A 20688-nucleotide genomic window follows, 5' to 3' on the forward strand; every position below is an offset into this window, starting at 1 on the left:
CGCCGCACCATTTTGGCAATGTGCTTTCGTCCGGCGCCTCTGTCGGGGGGAAGAGGGATGCTGCCCTTTCCATTTGCAAAGACGGTGAAAAACAACAAAGGGGGCGCATCAAGGGGAGCGCCATGAAGAAGCAGCTATTGTCCGCCATCCTGTTGGCCGTGCCAGCCACCGCCTGGGCTGAAGCGCCCGACGATGCGCCGTCCATCGTGGTGACGGGGGCGGGGCTGGACCTGCCGCCGGGCACGCCGGTCTATGGGTCGGTGGTGATCGACCGGCAGCGGCTGATGGACAGTGCTTCAGGCCGGATCGAGAGCGTGCTGGGCGATGTCGCGGGTTTCCAGCAGTTCCGCCGGTCAGACAGCCGGTCGTCCAACCCGTCCAATCAGGGGGCGACCTTGCGCGCGCTGGGCGGCAATGCGTCAAGCCGTACGCTGATGCTGCTCGACGGCGTGCCGATCGCCGATCCCTTTTTCGGCTATATCCCGTTCAGCGCGCTTGCGCCCGAGCGACTGTCGGTGGTTCGCGTGACGCGGGGCGGGGGCATCGGCGCTTTCGGCGCGGGAGCGGTCGCCGGCACCATCGAAATGGCGAGCGCGACGCGCGACCAGTTGCCCGACATCGCGGCCAGCGCCTTCTATGGCAGTCGCGATTCGACGGAGGTATCTGCCGGGCTGACCCAGGATCTGGGCGGCGGTTATGTCTCGCTGTCGGGCCGGTGGGACCGGGGCGACGGATTCGAGACAACCCCGAAGGACCAGCGCAACGCCGCCACCGTGCCCGCCGCCTATGATGGCTGGTCGACCAATTTGCGCGCGGTCGCACCGATCAGCCCCACCTCCGAACTGCAATTCCGCGCGACCCTGTTCGAGGATAACCGCACGCTGCGCTTCCGCGGCGCGGACAGCATGAGTCAGGGACAGGACGCCAGCATCCGCTACATATCCCGCGGCCCATGGCAGGTCGATGCGCTCGCCTATGTGCAGGCGCGAAACTTCTCCAATATCGTCATATCCTCGTCCAGCTTTCGCAAGTCGCTGGACCAGCGCAACACGCCCTCGACCGGCCTGGGCGGCAAGATCGAGCTGCGGCCGCCGGTCGGTGACGATCATGTGTTGCGCATCGGCGCCGATACCCGCTTTGCGACCGGCGACATGTATGAGGATGCCTATAACGCCAATATCGCCAGCAATCCGCGCACCTTCCTGCGCCATGCCGGTGGCGATCAATGGACCACGGGCATCTTCGCTGAAGATGACTGGACGCCTGAAGGTTTGGGGGGAAAGCTGATCCTGACCGGCGGCGCGCGGGCGGATCGCTGGACGATCCGCAACGGCTTTTACCGGGAAGTGAGCGCCACCACCGGCGCAGCGACGGGCAGCGACTATGCCGACCGATCCGACTGGGAAGTATCCGGGCGGGTCGGCGCGCTCTACCGGGCAAGCGATGCGCTGGCGTTGCGGGCGGCGGCCTATAGCGGTTTCCGCCTGCCGACGCTCAATGAGCTATATCGCCCCTTCGTGGTCTTCCCGATCACGACTAGGGCCAATGCAGCGTTGACACCGGAAAAGCTGAAAGGCGCGGAGGCCGGCATCGACCTGACCCCGGTGGAAGGGGTCAGCCTGTCCGCGACTGCCTTTTACAACCGGCTGGACGACGCCATCGCGAATGTGACGATCGCGCCCAACATCCGTGAACGGCGGAATGTCGACCGGATCGTCGTCAAGGGGATCGAACTGACCGCAGCGGCGGCGATGGGCGATTTCCGCCTGTCCGCCTCCTATGCCTATAGCCATAGCACGGTCCACGCGCCCGGTGCCGCCTTCGACGGTTTTACCCCGGCGCAAAGCCCGCGCCATGCCGCCAGCGCGACGCTTGCCTGGGCGCCGCAACAGGGGCCGTCATTGTCGGCGACGCTGCGCTATGTGGCGGATCAATATGAGGACGACCTGCAAAGCGACGTGCTGCCCGATGCGCTGACGCTCGACACCATTGCGCGCCTGCCAGTGGGCCATGGTGTGACCCTGGTCGCGCGCGGCGAAAATCTGTTCGATGCGGAAATCGTCACCCGCAACGCCGGTGGATCGATCGACCTTGGCACACCACGCACGCTCTGGATCGGCGTCAGCTTCCGCCATTGACCCATGACAGCTAACCGGCGGCGTAGAGATCGAGCGGGCGACCAAGGTCCGTGTGCGCCTGCGCCACGGCCTGAAGGCAGGTCAGCGCGCCCAGCGCATGGTCGTTGCCCAGCAATTTGCTGACCCGGTCATAGGCGGCATTGGGATCGCGCAGCGCTTCGCTGGTTGCGTACATCATCAGCGCCTCGTCGGCGGTCATGCGGGCGCAGCAGCAGGGGGCGACCAATATCTTGCGGCTCGACGCACGGGCCAGTTCCAGCATCATGGCTCGCATCAGCACCAGGGGACGCCGATAGCTGCGGCCGAACGCGCCCAGCATGGCGTTGGCGGCATGGGCGTCATTGACCCCGGCGGTCGCCATGCGGCGCATCACGAACAGGAAGAGACGATTGCCATAGCCGCCCGGAATGGGACGGGGCAGGTCGAGGGGGGAGGTCTCTCCATAAGCCATAGAATCGCGCCTTCTGCGTTGGTCGGGTAACGCATAGTACGCTATTGCGAGTCAGTCGCAAGTATTATTCAATCGGGCAATTGTTCGTTCAGTCGCAAAATCTCGCCCGCCAGATAGAGCGATCCGCCGATCAACAGCTTGGGTGAGATGTCACCGGCGGTGGCCGCTACGGCACGGATGGCGGCTTCCGGTCCGGAATGGGCGGTGCAGCTTATGCCCCATTGAGCGGCGATGGCGGCAAAGCGTTCGGCCGGATGATGGTCGTGCCCCGGCACCGGCAGTGCATATATATGGGCGATACGCCCCGCAAAAGGGGCGAGGAAGGCGTCCGCTTCCTTGTTCGCCAACATGCCGATGATGAGGTGCAGCTTCTGCCCCTCCAGCCGGTCGGCCGTGAAATAGGCGCTGATCGCTTCGCCCGCACCGGCATTATGGCCACCGTCGAGCCAGGCAGTGGAACCTGTGGGCAGGGACGCCAGTAGCGGGCCATGCTCCAGCCGCTGGAGCCGGGCGGGCCAGTGCGCCCATAGCGGCGCGGCCTTGAGAGCGGCTTCGGACAACGGCACCGCGTCCTGATGGCGGAGCATTGCGAAGGCGAGGGCGGCATTCTGCACCTGATGCGCGCCGGCCAGGCGGGGCAGCGGCGTTTCGAGCCGGCCCAGATCGTCGCGATAATGAAGACGGTCGCGATAGATAGCGGCGTCCCAGCCATCGCCCTGGCCGATCCAGACAGTGCCGGCCTTTTCAGCGGCTTCCTCCATCACGGGAAAGAGCGATTCGGGGTAGCGCTGCGTCACCAGCGCCGCGCCAGCCTTGGCGATGCCAGCCTTCTCCGCGGCGATCTGTGCCAATGTGTCGCCCAGAAAGGCCTGATGGTCGATGCCGAGCTGGGCGATGCCGCACACGGCCGGATCGGCGATGACATTGGTGGCGTCGAGCCGGCCGCCCAGGCCCACCTCGATTATGCAGGCGTCGGCGTCATGCTCCGCGAAGGCGAGGAAGGCGGCGGCGGTCGTCACTTCGAAGAAGCTGGCGTTCACGCCTTCCGCTATGTCCAGCACCCGCGCCAGATAGCGGGCGAGCAACTCGTCGCTGATAAGCTGGCCCGCCACGCGGATACGCTCGTTGAAGCGCACCAGATGGGGCGAGGTGAAGACATGGACGCTCTTGCCGTCCGCCTCCATCGCAGCACGCAGGAAAGCGCAGGTCGACCCCTTGCCGTTCGTGCCCGCGACATGGAAGACGGGCGGAAGGGCGCGGTGCGGATCGTCCAGCCGCTCCAGCAACTGCGTGATCCGCTCTAGGCCGAGTATGTCCGCGCCGGGGGACAGCGACCAAAGCCGGTCAAGCTGGGCCTGCACCTGTGGATCGTCCGAAACGGCGTGGTCGGCCATGGCGCGCTTGCTCCCCTACGGCGCGGTGATGTCTGGATCAGGCGGCGGCGCGTGGCGTCAGATAGCCGATCACGCGGGCGAGCGTATCGCGCAGCTCACTGCGATGCACCACCATGTCCAGCATCCCGTGATCCAGCAGATATTCGGCGCGCTGGAACCCTTCGGGCAGTTTCTCGCGGATCGTGCTTTCGATCACGCGCTGCCCTGCAAAGCCGATGAGCGCGTTCGGCTCGGCGATCTGGATGTCGCCCAGCATGGCGTAGCTGGCGGTGACGCCGCCGGTGGTGGGATCGGTCAGCACGACGATATAGGGCAGGCCCGCCGCGTGCAGCTTCTGGATTGCCACGGTCGCGCGCGGCATCTGCATCAGCGAAAGAATGCCCTCCTGCATCCGCGCGCCACCAGCGGCGGTGAAGATTACATAGGGGCATTTATGGGCGATCGCGTCATTGACGCCCTGGATGAAGGCTGCGCCCACGCCCATGCCCATGGAGCCGCCCATGAAGGCGAAATTCTGTACGCCCATGACGAGCGGCACGTCATCGATCGCGCCGCGCGCGTTGATAAGGGCGTCCTGATCTCCGGTCGATGCCCGCGCGGCCTTGATCCGGTCGGGATAGCGCTTGGAATCGCGGAACTTGAGCGGATCTTCGGCGACATGCGGCGTCGGCAGCAGGATGAAGCCCGCGTCCAGTATCTGTTCGAAACGCGCGTCGGGACCGATGCGGCCATGATAGTCACAGCGTGGGCAGACGGAGAGATTTTCCTCCCACTCCTTGATGAAGACCATCTCTGCGCAGGATGGGCATTTGTGCCACAGCGTCTCGGCAGTGGTTTCCTTCTTAGTGAAGGGCAGGGCGTTGCGAACGCGGTTGATCCAGCTCATGCGGCGGTCTCCCGTGAATAAGTGGTAAGGGCGCCGCTCAGCGACGCGACGAAATCCTGAACGAAAGGTCCGGCGGCGTCACCATGTGATCCGACGATATCAACGATGGCGGAGCCGACAACCACACCATCGGCGATGCGACCGATGGCGGCGGCCTGTTCGGGCGAACGGACACCGAAACCGACAGCGATCGGCAGGTCGGTGGCGGCCTTGAGCCTGCCCACCGCCATTTCGATCGAGGCCTGCGCCGCCTGCTGCTTGCCGGTGATCCCGGCGACAGCGACATGATAGAGGAAGCCGCTGGCGCCATCGAGTACGGCGGGCAGCCGCGCCGCATCGGTGGTCGGCGTGGCGAGGCGGACGAGGTGGACACCGGCCGCGCGCAGAGAGGGACCGATCTCGGCATCTTCCTCCGGCGGCACATCGACACAGATCACGCCATCGACGCCTGCCGCCTTGCACTGGTCGGCGAACCATTCAGCGCCGCGCACCAGCATCGGATTGGCATAGCCCATCAGGATCAGTGGCGTGTCAGGATGGCGCGCACGGAAATCGGCGGCGAGGGCGAAGATATGCTTCGTCTTCGTGCCGGCGCCAAGGCTGCGCAGGTTGGCCAGTTCGATCGCGGGACCGTCGGCCATCGGATCGGTGAAGGGCATACCCAGTTCGATGATGTCCGCTCCGCCTGCGACCAGCGCGTCGAGGATGGCGGGGGTTGCGGCGACATTGGGATCGCCCGCAGTCACGAAGGTGATGAGGGCGGCGCGGCCTTGCGCCTTGCAGGCGGCGAAGCGGGTGGAGAGGCGATCCCCAGTCATAACGGCGCTCACATCTCCACTCCCAGTGCATCTGCGACGGTGAAAATATCCTTGTCTCCCCGGCCGGACAGGTTGACGACGATGATCTTGTCCGCGTCCAGCGTCGGCGCGACCTGCTCGGCGGCGGCGATGGCGTGCGCGGATTCGAGCGCCGGGATAATGCCCTCAAGGCGCGAGAGTGTCTGGAAACTCGTCAATGCCTCATCATCCCTGATGGGCAGATACTGGACGCGGCCGATTTCATGCAGCCAGCTATGTTCCGGGCCGATGCCGGGATAGTCGAGACCGGCGGAAATGCTGTGCGCCTCGGTGATCTGGCCATCCTCGTCCTGGAGCAGATAGGTGCGGTTGCCGTGCAATATGCCCGACGCGCCGCCCGCCAGCGATGCGGCGTGCTTCTTGTCCAGCCCTTCGCCCGCAGCCTCGACGCCGATCATCGCGACTTCGGGATCGTCCAGGAAGGGATGGAACAGGCCGATAGCATTGGAGCCGCCACCCACGGGGGCGATCAGCAAATCGGGCAGACGGCCTTCGGCTTCCAATATCTGCGCACGGGTTTCCTTGCCGATGATCGACTGGAAATCACGCACCAGCTCCGGATAAGGATGCGGGCCGGCAGCGGTGCCGATGATGTAGAAAGTGTCGTGGACGTTCGATACCCAGTGGCGCAGTGCGTCGTTCATCGCGTCCTTGAGGGTTTGTGATCCCGACACGACCGGGATCACCTCCGCGCCCAGCAGCTTCATGCGGAAGACATTCGGCTTCTGCCGCTCGACATCCTTCGCGCCCATGAAGATCTTGCATTCCATGCCGAACAGGGCGGCGACGGTAGCGGTGGCGACGCCATGCTGGCCCGCACCCGTTTCGGCGATGACCTTCTTCTTGCCCATGCGGCGGGCGAGCAATGCCTGGCCGATGCAGTTGTTGATCTTGTGCGCGCCGGTATGGTTCAGTTCCTCGCGCTTGAGGTATATCTTTGCGCCTTTGCCTTCGGGCGCCCTGGCGCGAAGCGCCTCGGTCAGCCGCTCGGCATAATAAAGCGGATTGGGCCGGCCGACATAGGAGCGCAGCAGTTCTGCGAACTCGGCGTCGAATTCCGGATCGGTCTTGGCCGCCGTGTAGACCTTCTCCAGCTCCAGGATCAGCGGCATCAGCGTTTCGGCGACGTAGCGGCCTCCGAATGCGCCGAAATGGCCGCTGGCGTCGGGCTGGGTGCGAAGGCTGTTGGGCAAGGCAATGGTGTCGGTCATGATGTCAGTCTTTCCGGGACAGATATGGGCGTTCGCTTCGGTTCGGAAGAAGCGATCAGCGCCATCGTTGTCCGATGCGCATGACGGTGAGTGTCTGCGTCAACATGCGGACACCGCTTTGCAGAAGGCCATGATCTTGTCCACACTCTTGATGCCCGGCGCGCTTTCCACGCCGGACGACACATCGACCAGAGGAGCGCCGGTGACGCGGATAGCTTCGACCACATTGCCGACGTCAAGGCCGCCGGAAAGGCCCCAGGGGGACGAGACGGCAACGCCGCGCAGCAGCGTCCAGTCGAAGCGCAACCCCATTCCACCGGGAAGCGCCGCGCCGTCCGGGGTCTTGGCGTCAAAGAGCAGAAAGTCGGCGGCGCCGTTATAGGCTTTCGCTGCGTCGATATCGGCGCGGGTCTTGACGGAAATCGCCTTCCAGACGGGAAGGTTGAAGCGCGCGCGAATGGCCGCGGCGCGTTCCGGGGTCTCCTTGCCATGAAGCTGGAAGGCGGTGATCGCGCCGGTGGCGGCAAGTTCGGTCAGGATATCGTCGCTGGGATCGACCAGAATGGCGACCCGTTCGATCGGCGCAGGGACGAGCGCCGCCAGTACCTGCATCCGGTTTACATCGACATAGCGTGGGCTTTTGGGAAAATGGTTGAACCCCAGATGGGTCGCCCCGGCCTTGATGGCGGCGCCGATCGTGTCCGGCGTCGACAGGCCGCAAATCTTGATCGCGAGTCGTGACATGGAGGGAGCCTTTAGACCGTAAGAACGGTCAAGTCACACCAGACCCGAAACCGGATCGGCAAGGTCCATGTCATGCAGCGCCAGCCACTGGTCGGCATGGGCGATGCTGGCATCCCCCAGGAAATGGTCGAGCGCGGCGATGATTTCGGGGTCGCTCATCGTCGCGGGATCGAGCGGTTCGTGCCAGTGGAGTTCGAAATGCGGGCCGCTGGTGCGGACGAGATAGAAGGGCAGGAAACGCGCGCCGACCTTGCGGGCGAGGCGCAGCGCGATCGAGAGATTGCCCGATGGCTCCAGAGACCGGCCGAAGGTCGGGAACCAGACCTGCCGCTCGCGCCGTTCATCGGCGAGGATATAGAGGGTAGCGCGATCCTTTTGCGTCAGATGCTTGAGCACGCCGCGCGCCGCACCCCCGCCGCCGATCGCCTCACCCATATAGCTGGAGCGGGCCTTTCTGAGCTGGGCGGCGATCCTGGGGTCTTCGGGGTCTTCATAGACGCCCAGGCCCGGCCGATCAGTCGACCATTTGATATGAGCGGCGAGTAGGTCCCAGTTGCCGATATGACAGGTGAAGGCGATCAGCGGGCCGGGGGCGTCCAGCACCTCCCTGTAACCGGCGCGGTCGATCACGGTCACATGCGCATCGTTCACTAAGCGGTCGATATTAGCGAGTTCAGCCATGGTGCGGCCGATATTGACCCAGCGCCGGGTCAGCATCGCCTCCCGCTCAACCTCCGGCAGGTCCGGGCGCAGGATGGCGAGATTGGCGCGCGCGCGCGCATCGCGTAGCTTCATGCTACGTCGCGCGATATGGACCGAAAGCTGGCCGCCGATCCAGGATGCGAGCCGTGCGGGCAGGAAGCGCAGCAGGGTGAAGAGAAAGGGGTTGGAGAGCATCGCCCAAGCGTCATACAGCAGCAGTCGAGACGGTAAAGGGGCATGGAAGCTGGCGATGATGATGGGGCTGTGGGTCTTTCTCCAGACGCTGACCGTGCTGGGTGTGCTCAACTATCTGCGTCACTTGCCGACCGATCGGAAGATCGAGACGCCCGATGGCGTGGTCGTGATCCTGAGCGTGCGGGATAATTGGGATGGTGGAGCGGAATTGATCGCCCGGCTAAAGGCGCAGGGCGCACCTTTCCGCCTGCTTGTGGCGACATCGGGGAATTGCCCGGCAGCGACGGCGCTGGCTGAGCGGGAAGGGGATTGGGTGCAACTGGTCGTGGCCGGCGTGGCGCAGGATGAAGGGCAGAAGGTGCACAAGCTGCGCGCAGCGCTGCGCGCCTTGCGGCCGGAAGATCGCTGGCTGATCTTCATCGACGCCGACATAGAGCCACCGGCGCGACTGGTGGGGCGGCTGCTCTTTCCGCTCGTGCAGGGCAAGGCGGACATCGCGACCGGATACCGGATGCTGCTGCCGGAGCGAGGCGCGATGCCGGGGCTGGTCGGCGCGGTGGAAATGCAGTTGGCGACATTGCCACGCCATGCCAGCGCAACCATGCCCTGGGGCGGGGCAATGGCGATGACGCGCGACGTGGCGGACCGGCTGGATCTGGACGCGGCGCTGGCCGGGCGGCTGTCGGACGACATGACGATCGGCCTGGCAGGATGGCGCGCGAAGCTGCGGCTGCGGCCGGTGCGAGACCTGCTGGTGGCCAGTCTGCTTGATGCGCATGGCGCCTTTGCCTTTGGCGTGCGGCAATATCGGCATATCGTCACCAACAGCGCGGGCATGTGGCAATTGGCGACGGGGGTCGTCGCGATCCAGTCCCTGATGTGGGCCTGGGCGCTGGGATGGGGCGGATGGTCGGCGATCGCGGTCGGCTATGGCGCGGCCCTGGGCAGGGCGCTGGTACGACGACGGATTGTCGGCGCGGTGCTGGAAGTCGAGCAGGCAGCGAAGGCGCGGCGTTCGCTGATGTGGGATATGGTGGCGCCCTTCGCCGTGACCTGGGCGCATCTGACGATGCAGGTGGCGGCGGCGACGTCGAGCCGCATTCGCTGGGGTGGCTGGGACTATTGGGTCAGGCGCGGCAGGGTGGTGCGGATGGAGCACATCACCTGACTTCCATCAGAAACCCGCCGGGAACAGATGCTGGCCGTCGTCGCCGATGCGCAACACCACCTTCCCCGCGACCGCGCTCATCGGCAGGTCCCCATAGAGATGCGGGAAAAGCGCGCCGCCGCGTGACACTTCCCATTTGACCGCCTCGCCAAAGGGAGCAAGGTCGATCATCAGCATGACCAAGCGATCCTGCCCCGCGAAATGCTTGGCGACCGTTTCGGCCGCCTGATCGCGGGTCGACATATGGATATAGCCATCGGCCAGGTCGATCGGCGCGCCTTTGAACACGCCGTCGGCCTTGAACTGCTCATATTGATCGGCGGTCAGCACCTTGTAGGCAAAGAGGTCGCTCACGCTTCGGTGGCTTCCTGTTCGCCCTCTTCGTCGCTTTCCTCGATCTTGGCCGCGCTCACCACATGCTCGTCCTCGGCAACGTTGAACAGGCGCACACCTGCCGAATTGCGGCCGATGACGCGCAGACTGTCGAGGCCCATGCGGATCAGCTTGGCCTGATCGGTGACAAGCATCAACTGGTCGGCCTGCGTGGTGGAGAAGCTGGCGACGACCCGCCCATTGCGGGCGATATTGTCGATATTGGTGATGCCCTGTCCGCCCCGTCCGGTGCGGCGATAGTCATAGGCCGACGACAATTTGCCATAGCCGTTGGTGCAGACGGTCAGGATGAACTGTTCCGCTGCCGCAAACTCGGCGGCTCGCTCTGCGGGCAGGGTGGTTTCCGCCTCATTGTCCTTCCAGGGCGCGGCGCGCAGATAGGCTTCGCGTTCGTCCGGTGTTGCGGCAAAGCCCTTGAGGATCGACAGCGAGATGACCTCGTCATCCTCCTTCAACGACATGCCGCGCACACCGGTCGCGGTGCGGCTCTGAAATTCGCGCACATCGGTCGCGGCGAAACGGATCGCCTTGCCCTGGCGGGTGGCGAGCAGGACATCGTCCTCCTCCGTCAGCAGCGCTACGCCGATCAGGCGATCCTCGCTGCCTTCGTCGAAGCGCATGGCGAGCTTGCCGTTGCTCGGTACATTGGCGAAAGCGTCCATGCTGTTGCGGCGGACCGTGCCGGTCGCCGTCGCGAACATGACATGCAGATCCTTCCAGCTTTCCTCATCCTCCGGCAAGGGCAGCACGGTCTGGATGGTCTCACCGGGGCCGAGCGGCAGCAGGTTGACCATGGGACGACCGCGTGTCGCCGGGCCACCTTCGGGCAGGCGCCACACCTTCATGCGATAGACCTTGCCGGCGGTCGAGAAGAACAGAACCGGCGTATGGGTCGAGGTGACGAACAGTTCGGTGACGGCGTCCTCATCCTTGGTCGCCATGCCGGAACGGCCCTTGCCGCCGCGCGCCTGGGCGCGGAAGCTCTCCAGCGGCGTGCGCTTAATATAGCCCTGCACCGTGACGGTGACGACCATCTCCTCGCGCTCGATAAGGTCTTCGTCCTCGATCCCGTCGGCAGCGGCGGTGATCTCGGACAGGCGCGGCGTCGCGAACTCGCGCTCGACGGCTTCCAACTCCTCGCGCATCACGGCATAGAGCTTGCGCCTGTCGCCCAGGATAGCGAGATATTCGGCGATGGCTTCGGCCAGTTCGGCCAGTTCCTTGCCGATCTCATCGCGGCCGAGCGCCGTCAGGCGATGCAGGCGCAGGTCGAGGATGGCACGAACCTGAAGGTCCGACAACTGATAGAACTCGCCCGACACTTCGGTGTCGATCGCTTCGACCAAGCGGATATAGGGCGCGATCTCCCCGATCGGCCATTCGCGCGCCAACAGTTTTTCGCGGGCTTCGGCCGGGCTGGAGGAGCCGCGGATGATCTTGACCATTTCATCGAGGTTGCTGACCGCGACGACCAGGCCGAGCAAGATATGGGCACGATCGCGCGCCTTGTTCAGCTCGAACTTGGTACGGCGGGTGATGACCTCCTCGCGGAACTTGACGAAGGCCTCGATAATCTCGCGCAGGCCCAGCAATTCCGGCCGGCCGCCGCGAATGGCAAGCATGTTGGCGGGGAAGCTCGACTGCGCCGGGGTGTTGCGCCACAACTGGTTCAGCACCACGTCCGGCGTCGCATCGCGCTTCAGGTCCATGACGATGCGCACGCCTTCGCGGCTCGATTCGTCGCGAATGTCGCTGATGCCTTCGATCCGCTTGTCCTTGGCGGCTTCGGCGATCTTTTCGACCAGGCCGTTCTTGCCGACCTGATAGGGGATGGCGGTCAGCACGATCGAGCGGCGGTCCCCGCGACCTTCCTCGACCTCATGGCGCGACCGCATCATGATCGAGCCACGGCCGGTATGATAGGCGCTGCGCGCGCCCGACTGACCCAGGATCAGCGGCGCGGTCGGGAAGTCGGGGCCGGGAACGATCTGGATCAGTTCATCGGTGGTGATGCCGGGATTGTCGATATAGGCGAGGCAGGCGCGCAGCACTTCGCCAAGGTTGTGCGGCGGGATGTTGGTCGCCATGCCGACCGCGATGCCGCCCGCGCCATTGACCAGCAGGTTGGGGAAGCGCGCCGGCAGCACTTGCGGCTCATTTTCCGAGGCGTCATAATTGGGCTGGAAATCGACGGTGTCCTTGTCCAGATCGTCCAGCAGCGCGGTCGCCACCTTCGCCAGGCGCGCTTCGGTATAGCGCATCGCTGCTGGCGGATCGGGGTCCATCGATCCGAAATTGCCCTGGCCGTCGATCAGCGGCACGCGCATCGACCAGTCCTGGGTCATGCGCGCCAAGGCGTCGTAGATCGAACTGTCGCCATGCGGGTGATATTTACCCATCACCTCACCGACCAGACGGGCCGACTTGCGATAGGGGCGATTATAGACGAAGCCCGATTCCTGGGCCGAGAAGAGAATGCGGCGATGAACCGGCTTCAACCCGTCGCGCACGTCCGGCAGGGCGCGGGCGACGATGACCGACATGGCGTAATCGAGATAGCTGGTCTTCATCTCCTCGACGATGGAGATGGGGCTGATATCCGAAGGGTCGGCGAGGGCAGTCTCGTCGGTCAATGCGATTCTCTTTTTGGATGGATGCGTGTCGTTGCTGATGCACTAGCCCAGCGAAACAAATCTGTCACCCCTCGCGCGCAGGCGCGCGCTTGCGCGTGCAACCAAGGCGGTGTGTCGCGCGGGAATGTTTACAGCCGGAACGAACGGCGCGCATAACGGTTGCAAATTGCGCCGATATAGGCTTGTTCAACGGTCATTCACGCGCCGCTCCCTAGTCGGCGCTCAACCGCGAAAGCACGCCTGAGCCCCCTATCAGGCGCGCAGAGGAGATGAGGATCATGCGTTTTGTTACTCCGGTGTCGCTCGCGCTGGCTCTTGCGCTGACGGGCGGGGCTGTTTCCGCGCCCGCCTTTGCCGCGAAGAAGGAAGAGAAGAAGGCCGGGCCGAAACTCAACGTCTCGCCGGACGTCGTCAAGGCGCTGCAAACCGCGCAGGCCGCCGCCGAGAAGCAGGATTTCGCGGGCGCCAAGACCGCGCTCGCCGAAGCGGACAGCAAGGCGCAGTCGAACGACGACAAATATCAGATTGGCGCGATCAAGCTGAACACCTCGATCGCATCGAAGGACGCGGCGCTCCAGAGCGAAGCGTTGACCCAGATGCTCGACAGCGGCCTGACGCCGCCGGAACAGGCGGGTCAGTTCAACGCCATTGCCGCCGACCAGGCGCTTGGCGCCAAGAATTATGACCTGGCCATTCAGCGCGCCGAAGCGGCGCTGGCGGCGGGCTATAAGGCTGAGGCGGTCAATCCTACCCTCGCTCAGGCCTATTTCGGCAAGGCGGGCACCGCCAATGCTTCGGTCGAACCGGCGCGCGGCTTCAACCAGAAGGGTCTGGCCGCGCTCAAGGCTGCGGCCGATGCGTCCAAGGCTGCGGGTCAGCAGCCTCCGGCACAATGGTATCAGATCGGCGTCGGCCGCGCCGAGGCGGCGAAGCTGCCCGAAGTGACCGACTGGGCGAAATGGGCCTATCAAGCCGAACCGAGCGGCCAGAATCTGCGTACGCTCGTCCGCCTGTTCCAGCGCGCCAATCCGAACATCTCGAACCGCGAAAATCTCGACGTTCTGCGCTTGCTGGGTGCTTCGGACGGCCTCGTGATCGCGGCCGACTATACCGAATATGCCGAAATGGCATCGAAGACCGGCATCTATGGTGAGGTCAAGTCGGTGATCGACAAGGGGCGGGCGAAGGGCGTGCTGAACGCCAGCGCCGGCGCCGACGTCTATCAGACCGCCGTGCCGAGGATCGCGGGTGACAAGAGCACCCTGGGTTCGGCCGAGGCCGATGCGCAGAAGGCGGCCAATGGCAAGATCGCGGCGGCGACCGCCGACGCCTATCTGGGCTATGGCGATTATACCAAGGCGGCGTCCCTGTTCGAACTCGCCAAGCAGAAGGGCGGCGTCGACGCGGACGAGGTGAACACCCGTCTGGGCATCGCCAAGACATTGGGCGGCGACACGGCCGGCGCCAAGTCTGCATTCCAGTCGGTCCAGGCCGGATCGCGCAAGCAGATCGCCGACCTGTGGCTGGCCTATCTGGGCACCAAGAGCGCCTGATCCTTTGATCCTTCCGCGCGCTGCCGTCGAAGCGGCGGCGCGCGGAAGGATATTCGATTGTTGATGAAATGATGCCGGAACATTCCGGCATAATATTGGGGGAGGCCGGGACGGCCATGCGTAGATTGACGGATATTTCGGGCAGCCTGTCGATGGCGGCGGTAGCTGGGGCGGCAGTTGCCGGGATGTTGGCGGTAACGCCCGCTTATGCGAAGAAGCAGGTCGTTTCCGGCCCGCCGATCGTCATGTCGGACGCTTTTCGGACCAATGCCCAATCGGCCGAGGCAGCGCTGAAGGCGCGGGATGCGGCCAGCGCGGCCGCGCGCATTAGCGCGCTGACGCCCACGACGGATTTTGAGGCCTATGCCGCGTCGGGTCTTCGCTATCAACTCGCCGTGCAGCAGCGCGACGTGCAGGCGCAGCGGGTCGCCCTGACCGACATGTTCAAGACCAGTTCGGTTCCGGCCGCGGATGCGCCGCGCCTGCGCTATGTCGCGGGCTATCTCTCCTATCTCGTAGGCAATTATGACGATGCGGTGGCGCAGCTCGATTATGCCAAAACGCTGGGCTATAGCGGCGTCGACGCGACCATGTTGCGCGCCGACATCGCCATGCGGCGCAAAAAGCCCAAGGATGCCCGGCCTTATCTCGAAGCGGCGATGGTGCAGAAGCGGGCTTCGGGCGAACCGGTGCCGCTTCCCTGGATCGATCGCGGCATTTCGATGGCCTATCAGGCGGGAGACTGGGCCGAGGTCAGCCATCTCTATCGCGAGCGCCTAGCACGGGCGGCGAGCCGGGAAGACTGGCGTTCTGCGTTGACCAATTATCTGTCGGTCGCGGGCCTTGATACCCAGGCGCAGCTTGATCTGTATCGCCTCCAGGCCGCCAATGGCGCAATGGCGAGCGAGCGTGACTATCAATCCTATGCGCAACTCGCGGAGAAGGCCGGCTATTATGCCGAGGCAAAGGCGATCATCGAATCCGGCCGCAAGGCGGGCAAGCTGATGCCGACCCAGGCCGTAACCAGCCAGTTGCTCAAGGGCGTGACGCCCAAGGCGACCAAGGAGATTGCTGGCCTGCCCGCGCTGGCGAAGAAGGCTGCCGCAGCACCCACCGGCAAGGAAGCGCTGACGCTGGGCGACAGCTATGTGTCGCTCGGACAGTTCCCGCAGGCGGTCGAACAATATCGGCTGGCGCTCAGCAAGGGTGGCGTGGACGCTGGCCGGGTCAATGCGCGGCTCGGCATGGCGCTGGCGCGGTCGGGCGACCTTGCCAGCGCACAGACGGCGCTCAGCCAGGTCGGCAATGGCGACTGGGGGAATGTGGCAGGTTTCTGGTCGGTCTGGATCGACCAGCAAAGCAAGAAGGCGGCCTGACGCCGCCTTCTCTTTCCGCTGCCGCGTCGATCAGACCGGTAGCGGAACGCCCGGCAGGTTCTTCGATGTCCGGATGGTGAGCGAAGTCTTCACGCTCACCACATTGGGGGCAGGCGTCAGCTTCGACGTCAGGAATTGCTGAAAACTCTGAAGATCCTTCGCTACAACCTTCAAAATAAAGTCGATTTCACCATTCAGCATATGGCATTCGCGCACGTCGGGCAGGCTCGCGACATGATCCTGGAACGCCTTGAGATCGGCTTCCGCCTGGCTCTTGAGGCTGACCATCGCGAAGACGGTGATCGTGTATCCCAGCATCGCCGGATCGACGACCGCATGGTAGGAGGTGATAGCGCCCGCCTCCTCCAATGCACGCACGCGGCGCAGGCACGGCGGGGCCGTCAGGCCAACCTTGCGTGCCAGCTCCACATTGGTCATTCGTCCGTCCTGCTGCAACTCTCCAAGGATCTGCAGGTCGATGTCGTCGATATTCGGCCCGGCCATTATTCCGATTATTTCCTGTCCTGTTTGTTAGGTGCACCATAATAATATTTCAGAACAATGCAATTGTCCCACTATGCGACGTTGCATTTCTGTCGCACCGGTCCTCCCTCTTTCCCTTTTGGTAACGAGTGCCTATCCATAGGATTTGTTAGGACGTGCGTAGATGGATCGGTGGTCTGTCCTGCGGCAAATAAGGATTTCAGGTGCGGTTCAACGATCTCATGCAAACGGTGCTGGCGGCGGAAAACCGTACCGGACTGAGCGCTGTGACGTTGTGGCGCCAATGTGTCGACCTGCTTGCCCAGCATGACCGCGCCGATGGTGCATCGATAGAGGCGCAGGAGCGGGCAGGGCTGCTCGACCGGCTCACCGACCTGCGGCCCGAACTCACGGAAGCGCAGCGAATCGCGACCGTCGTCGAACTGGGGCGTCGCCTGCGTTCCGCGACATTGGTCGTTTTCTTTGCGGGGGACAGGCCGTCCATCGCGGCCGCCGCCATGGCGCGTGCGGAATTGCCCGATGCGGCCTGGGCCGACCTGCTTCCCAAACTGACACCCACGGCGCGCGGCGTGCTGCGTGGCCGGCGGGACATGGGGCCAAAGACCCGGCAGGGATTGGAAGCGTTCGGTTCGGCTGATCTGGTGCTGACCACCGGACGGCAGGATATGGTCGGCGATGCCGCGATGCTGCTGACCGGCGAAATGGCGTTGAAGCAGGACGTTTCCACACCGGAAATGCGAAGCGCCACCATCACCCCGTTGCGGCCGCCCGCGCGCGATGAAGACCAGATCCGCAATCTGGTCGACCGAATCGCCCAATTCACCAGCACACGCCGGTCGATGGCTGAAACAGCACCTGTGTCTTTGCCCGAAGCAGATGCGGCCGTCGTCCATCCTTTCGCCTTTGAAACCGATGCTGATGGCGTGATCCTGTGGATCGATCGGGGACCGCGCGCCGCATTGATCGGCCTCTCGCTGGGCGAGGCGGCATTGGAAGGCGGCAGCGGACCCGATGGGCATGTGGCCGGAGCCTTCGCCCGCCGCAGCGCTTTTCGGAATGGCCGCTTTACCATTGTGGGCGGCGCGGTGGCGGGCGAGTGGCGCATATCGGCCACGCCCTTCTTCGATCCGCGTTCCGGGCGATTCCAAGGTTATCGTGGGCAGGCACGTGCGCCCTATCTGCATGAAGTCGCTGCCCAACCCGCTCCAGCGCCAACGGCGGTCACGGGCCTGTCGGCCGATTCCCTGCGCCAGTTGGTGCATGAGCTGCGCACGCCGCTGAACGCTATATTGGGCTTTGCCGAAATCATCGAGCAGGAACTTTTCGGCCCGGCTGGCGATGGTTATCGCGACATGGCAGGGAAGATCGCCGTCGATGCGCGCCATCTTCTGGCGGCATTTGATGATCTGGACCTGGCCGCGCGCGTATCACGTGGCGAGGATGGGGCGGCGCTGTGCCTGGTTGATCCCCGACAATTGGTGACGCAGATCGCCGCGCGATTCCGCGAACAGGGACGTGTCGCGCTGTCGCCGGTCGAAATCGCCATGACGCCCGAACTGCCGCCCTTGCTGATCGATCCCGTACAGGGTGAGCGCATGGTGCAGCATCTGTTCCGCACGATGATCTCCGTCGCGCCCGCAGGGGAGGTTCTGACCGGGGCCTGCTGGTTGCGCCCCGATGGCGCGCGCGCGCGCATCATTCTGGCTGTTGACCGCCCCTCAAGCCTGATCGGGCTGGATGAAGCGCAATTGCTTGATCCGGCTTATGGCGTGGATGGCGACCGGGTCGACGGGCCGTTGCTGGGCCTTGGCTTTTCGCTGCGGTTGATCCGAAGCCTGGCGACGACATGCGGCGGCGACCTGGAAATCGGGGAGACACGGATAATGTTGATCCTGCCGGCCGCCGTTACGGCGAGAGAGGTCGCGGATATCGGCTGATCGCCGGCAACTCTCTGGCAACCATTGGGGGTTAGGAAGGGGGCATGATGGCTTCCCTTCACGACGGCAACCTGCTTGCATCGCCACTGGCCGGGGACATGATCCTGCTCGATCCCGCCTTTGGGACTCGATTCATGCTTTTCGTCGATACCGAGGAGGAGTTTGACTGGAACGCGCCGTTCAGTCGCACGGGACATGGCGTGACGGCCATCGCCGGAATGGCGCGCGGGCAGGCCTATTTCGCGGCTGCGGGGGTCAAGCCCGTCTATGTGACCGATTATCCCGTGGTGGAATCCGATGCCGCCGCAGCCATGATGGGGCAGTGGGCGAGCGACGGCATGGCCGATATCGGCGCGCATCTTCACCCATGGGTCAATCCGCCCCATGTTGAGAATGTCAACGCGGTCAACAGCTATGTGGGCTTCCTGCCGGAGGCGGTGGAGCGCGCCAAGCTCGAAGCCTTGTGCTGTCGCATGGAGCAGCGCTTCGGGGAACGGCCGGTGGTGTATCGCGCGGGGCGCTATGGCGTTGGACCGAATAGCGCCCGCTTGCTGGCCGAAGCCGGCTTCCGCCTCGACAGTTCGGTGCGCAGCCGGTTCGACTATAGCAGGCAACATGGCCCTGATTTCCGGGGGCTGCCGCAAAATCCCTATTGGGCAGGACCGAAGCGGACCTTGGTGGAACTGCCTTTGTCGACGGCCTTTACAGGCATGATGCGCGGCGGGGGGGAGCGGCTTCATCGGGCGGCCCAGAATATGGGGCCGCTTGCCGGCGCCCTGTCGCGCGCTAGGATGCTGAGCCGAGTGCCGCTGACGCCCGAAGGCATAGCCGTGCATGAAGCCATTGCCGCTATCGATGCGCTGATCGAGGAAGGGGTGCGCCTCCTCAATTTCAGCTTTCATTCTCCCACGCTGGAGCCGGGCCATACCCCCTATGTCCGGACCGAGGCCGATCGGACGGCCTTCTACGCCTGGTGGGACGCCATATTGACGCATCTTGCCAGGCGGGGTGTGGGGTCTGCGAGTCTGGCCGAACTGCTGGCTGCCATTCCCGCGCGCGCAGAGGCTTGCAAAGCGGCGTGATGCTGCCTAATCGGGCCAATGTTGACGGGTGGGGCCTGTAGCTCAATGGTTAGAGCTGGCCGCTCATAACGGCTAGGTTGCGGGTTCGAGTCCTGCCGGGCCCACCATAAAGACAATCCTGCAGCAAGATCCTCCACGTCCGATGCATGGACGCGCCACAGCGAGCGTCCAAGGATTAAGAATCTGTCATCAACCGGCCAACATCAGGTAGGAAGAGGCAGCATATGGAAGGGGTCTGACTATTTTCGAATCATGAAGGACCAAAGGAATGTGGAGGGTTCCCGCCGCGGTCTTGCTCGCACTGGCGGTGCCGGTTGGGCAGGCCGACGCTCAGGTTGAAGGGCTTTGGTTGAATCCGCATAATAGTGTTGCGGTGCGCACCGGCTCCTGTGGCGATCGTCTGTGCGGTTGGGTCGTCTGGGCGAATGCGGCGGCCCGCCAGGACGCCAGGGATGGCGGGGACGGGGAACTGATCGGCACCCGTCTGCTCGAAAATTACCGGCCGGACGGCCGCTCCTGGGCTGGCACCGTCTATGTGCCGGATATGGGGCGGCGTTTTTCATCGCAAATCCAGGAAATGTCGCCGCAGCAGTTGAAGATCACGGGCTGCCTGCTGGGCGGTTTCATCTGCCGGTCGCAAACCTGGACACGGATCGAGAAAACACCCGATGCTTGAACGGTCGCGACATCCCGTCCGCTGGTTCATGGCGGCTGCATTGCTCATCATTCTGCTGACGGTTGCCGCGATGGCGACGCCCGTGCTGAAAGGAAGCGCCATCCGCGACTTTGGCGGCGCAAAGGGCGCGCCCGTGGCCGTCGCCTTCTTCTCCGGCGACATGGGGTTCGATTTCGGCATGAGCGGAAAGGTGGGGGAGGCGATCGCGAGGCGTGGTATTCCAGTCATCGGTTTCAATTCCGCCAAATATTTCAGCAAGCATCACAGCCGGGCGGAAGTGGACGGCATCGTCGCCGACGCCATTCGCCTCACTCTGGCGCGTAGCGGTGCGCGGCGCATTGTGCTGATGGGCCAATCCTATGGAGCGGACATGGTTGCGACTGTAGCCCCCGATCTGCCGCCGGACCTGAAAGCGCGACTGGCGGCGGTCGCAATGATCGTGCCTGCGCAGACCGTTTATTTCCGGGCCGATCCGCTGGGCTTCGCCTATCGCGGCACGCCGGATGCGCAGCCGCTGGAGGCGATCCGCCGGTTCGACGCCGCGCCGCTCGTCTGCATCTACGGGCTGGAGGAGGAGGATAGCCTTTGCCCGCCGCTTCTGGATGCGGGCGCGCATGTAACGGGCCTGCCCGGCGGCCATTTCCTCCATCATGATTCGCGGCGGTTGTCGGACACGCTACTCAATCAGTTGCAGGCCGCCGATCCGACGATCCTTATGACGGGAGCGTCTGTTCCCGTGACAGCCAGTCCGTCGGATAGTAAAAGCGGTTAGGCTGGAGGGGCCGGGG

At 64.2% G+C, this 20688-nt stretch carries 18 protein-coding genes and 1 tRNA gene; 9 read left to right on the forward strand and 10 right to left on the reverse strand.

Features of this window, described 5'->3' with window-relative positions; genetic code table 11:
* Nucleotides 1-122 precede the first annotated feature (122 nt).
* On the forward strand, nt 123-2138 hold the full coding sequence (locus tag MOK15_RS04570) for a TonB-dependent receptor (RefSeq protein WP_242930519.1): 2016 nt from the start codon (nt 123-125) through the stop codon (nt 2136-2138).
* A 10-nt stretch (nt 2139-2148) separates the two neighbouring features.
* On the opposite strand, the gene MOK15_RS04575 is transcribed toward MOK15_RS04570, so the two are convergent.
* The 7 genes from MOK15_RS04575 to MOK15_RS04605 all read right to left on the reverse strand — a co-directional run bounded on the left by MOK15_RS04575 (nt 2149) and on the right by MOK15_RS04605 (nt 8578).
* Nucleotides 2149-2589, reverse strand: coding sequence for a DUF6628 family protein (locus MOK15_RS04575; protein WP_242930520.1), 441 nt, complete (start codon nt 2587-2589; stop codon nt 2149-2151).
* Between the two features lie 68 nt (nt 2590-2657).
* Complete coding sequence (locus MOK15_RS04580) at nt 2658-3983, reverse strand: folylpolyglutamate synthase/dihydrofolate synthase family protein (protein WP_242930521.1); 1326 nt, start codon at nt 3981-3983, stop codon at nt 2658-2660.
* Nucleotides 3984-4020: 37 nt separating this feature from the next.
* On the reverse strand, nt 4021-4869 hold the full coding sequence (gene accD, locus MOK15_RS04585; protein WP_242930522.1) for an acetyl-CoA carboxylase, carboxyltransferase subunit beta: 849 nt from the start codon (nt 4867-4869) through the stop codon (nt 4021-4023).
* On the reverse strand, nt 4866-5687 hold the full coding sequence (trpA, locus tag MOK15_RS04590) for a tryptophan synthase subunit alpha (protein ID WP_242932626.1): 822 nt from the start codon (nt 5685-5687) through the stop codon (nt 4866-4868). The genes accD and trpA overlap by 4 nt, the downstream gene beginning before the upstream one ends.
* 8 nt (nt 5688-5695) lie before the next feature.
* Nucleotides 5696-6937, reverse strand: a complete 1242-nt coding sequence (gene trpB, locus MOK15_RS04595) for a tryptophan synthase subunit beta (RefSeq protein ID WP_242930523.1) — start codon at nt 6935-6937, stop codon at nt 5696-5698.
* Nucleotides 6938-7036: 99 nt separating this feature from the next.
* Entirely contained in the window at nt 7037-7681 is a 645-nt protein-coding gene (locus MOK15_RS04600; protein WP_242930524.1) for a phosphoribosylanthranilate isomerase, read from the reverse strand.
* Between the two features lie 33 nt (nt 7682-7714).
* Nucleotides 7715-8578 (reverse strand): lauroyl acyltransferase, encoded by an 864-nt coding sequence (locus MOK15_RS04605; RefSeq protein ID WP_242932627.1) that lies wholly within the window; start codon nt 8576-8578, stop codon nt 7715-7717.
* A gap of 58 nt (nt 8579-8636) precedes the next feature.
* On the opposite strand from MOK15_RS04605, the gene MOK15_RS04610 reads away from it, so the two are divergent.
* Entirely contained in the window at nt 8637-9746 is a 1110-nt protein-coding gene (locus MOK15_RS04610) for a glycosyltransferase (protein ID WP_242932628.1), read from the forward strand.
* A 6-nt stretch (nt 9747-9752) separates the two neighbouring features.
* Here the strand turns inward: MOK15_RS04610 and MOK15_RS04615 are convergent, their stop codons facing one another.
* Together MOK15_RS04615 and gyrA are read right to left on the reverse strand one after the other, a co-directional pair.
* Nucleotides 9753-10100 carry a DUF952 domain-containing protein gene (locus MOK15_RS04615; protein WP_242930525.1) on the reverse strand — a complete coding sequence of 116 codons (348 nt, stop codon included), beginning with the start codon at nt 10098-10100 and terminating at the stop codon, nt 9753-9755.
* Nucleotides 10097-12772, reverse strand: a complete 2676-nt coding sequence (gene gyrA / locus MOK15_RS04620; protein WP_242930526.1) for a DNA gyrase subunit A — start codon at nt 12770-12772, stop codon at nt 10097-10099. Before gyrA ends, MOK15_RS04615 begins: the two co-directional genes overlap by 4 nt.
* Before the next feature lie 278 nt (nt 12773-13050).
* Between gyrA and MOK15_RS04625 the strand changes: the two genes are divergently transcribed.
* Together MOK15_RS04625 and MOK15_RS04630 are read left to right on the forward strand one after the other, a co-directional pair.
* Nucleotides 13051-14325, forward strand: coding sequence for a hypothetical protein (locus MOK15_RS04625; RefSeq protein ID WP_242930527.1), 1275 nt, complete (start codon nt 13051-13053; stop codon nt 14323-14325).
* 152 nt (nt 14326-14477) lie between these two features.
* Nucleotides 14478-15701: a tetratricopeptide repeat protein gene (locus MOK15_RS04630; protein ID WP_242932629.1), complete on the forward strand. Its 1224-nt coding sequence runs from the start codon at nt 14478-14480 to the stop codon at nt 15699-15701.
* A 30-nt stretch (nt 15702-15731) separates the two neighbouring features.
* On the opposite strand, the gene MOK15_RS04635 is transcribed toward MOK15_RS04630, so the two are convergent.
* On the reverse strand, nt 15732-16205 hold the full coding sequence (locus MOK15_RS04635) for an Lrp/AsnC family transcriptional regulator (RefSeq protein ID WP_242930528.1): 474 nt from the start codon (nt 16203-16205) through the stop codon (nt 15732-15734).
* Between the two features lie 203 nt (nt 16206-16408).
* On the opposite strand from MOK15_RS04635, the gene MOK15_RS04640 reads away from it, so the two are divergent.
* From MOK15_RS04640 to MOK15_RS04660, 5 genes are all read left to right on the forward strand, one after another.
* Nucleotides 16409-18142 (forward strand): histidine kinase dimerization/phospho-acceptor domain-containing protein, encoded by a 1734-nt coding sequence (locus tag MOK15_RS04640; RefSeq protein ID WP_242930529.1) that lies wholly within the window; start codon nt 16409-16411, stop codon nt 18140-18142.
* Nucleotides 18143-18186: 44 nt separating this feature from the next.
* Nucleotides 18187-19224, forward strand: coding sequence for a polysaccharide deacetylase family protein (locus MOK15_RS04645; protein ID WP_242930530.1), 1038 nt, complete (start codon nt 18187-18189; stop codon nt 19222-19224).
* A 31-nt stretch (nt 19225-19255) separates the two neighbouring features.
* A tRNA-Ile gene (locus tag MOK15_RS04650) sits at nt 19256-19331 on the forward strand.
* Between the two features lie 161 nt (nt 19332-19492).
* On the forward strand, nt 19493-19900 hold the full coding sequence (locus MOK15_RS04655) for a DUF2147 domain-containing protein (protein WP_242930531.1): 408 nt from the start codon (nt 19493-19495) through the stop codon (nt 19898-19900).
* Complete coding sequence (locus tag MOK15_RS04660; protein ID WP_242930532.1) at nt 19893-20672, forward strand: virulence factor; 780 nt, start codon at nt 19893-19895, stop codon at nt 20670-20672. Before MOK15_RS04655 ends, MOK15_RS04660 begins: the two co-directional genes overlap by 8 nt.
* Nucleotides 20673-20688: the final 16 nt, after the last annotated feature.

It is taken from the genome of Sphingobium sp. BYY-5, from assembly GCF_022758885.1.
In the GTDB taxonomy this organism is placed as follows: domain Bacteria; phylum Pseudomonadota; class Alphaproteobacteria; order Sphingomonadales; family Sphingomonadaceae; genus Sphingobium.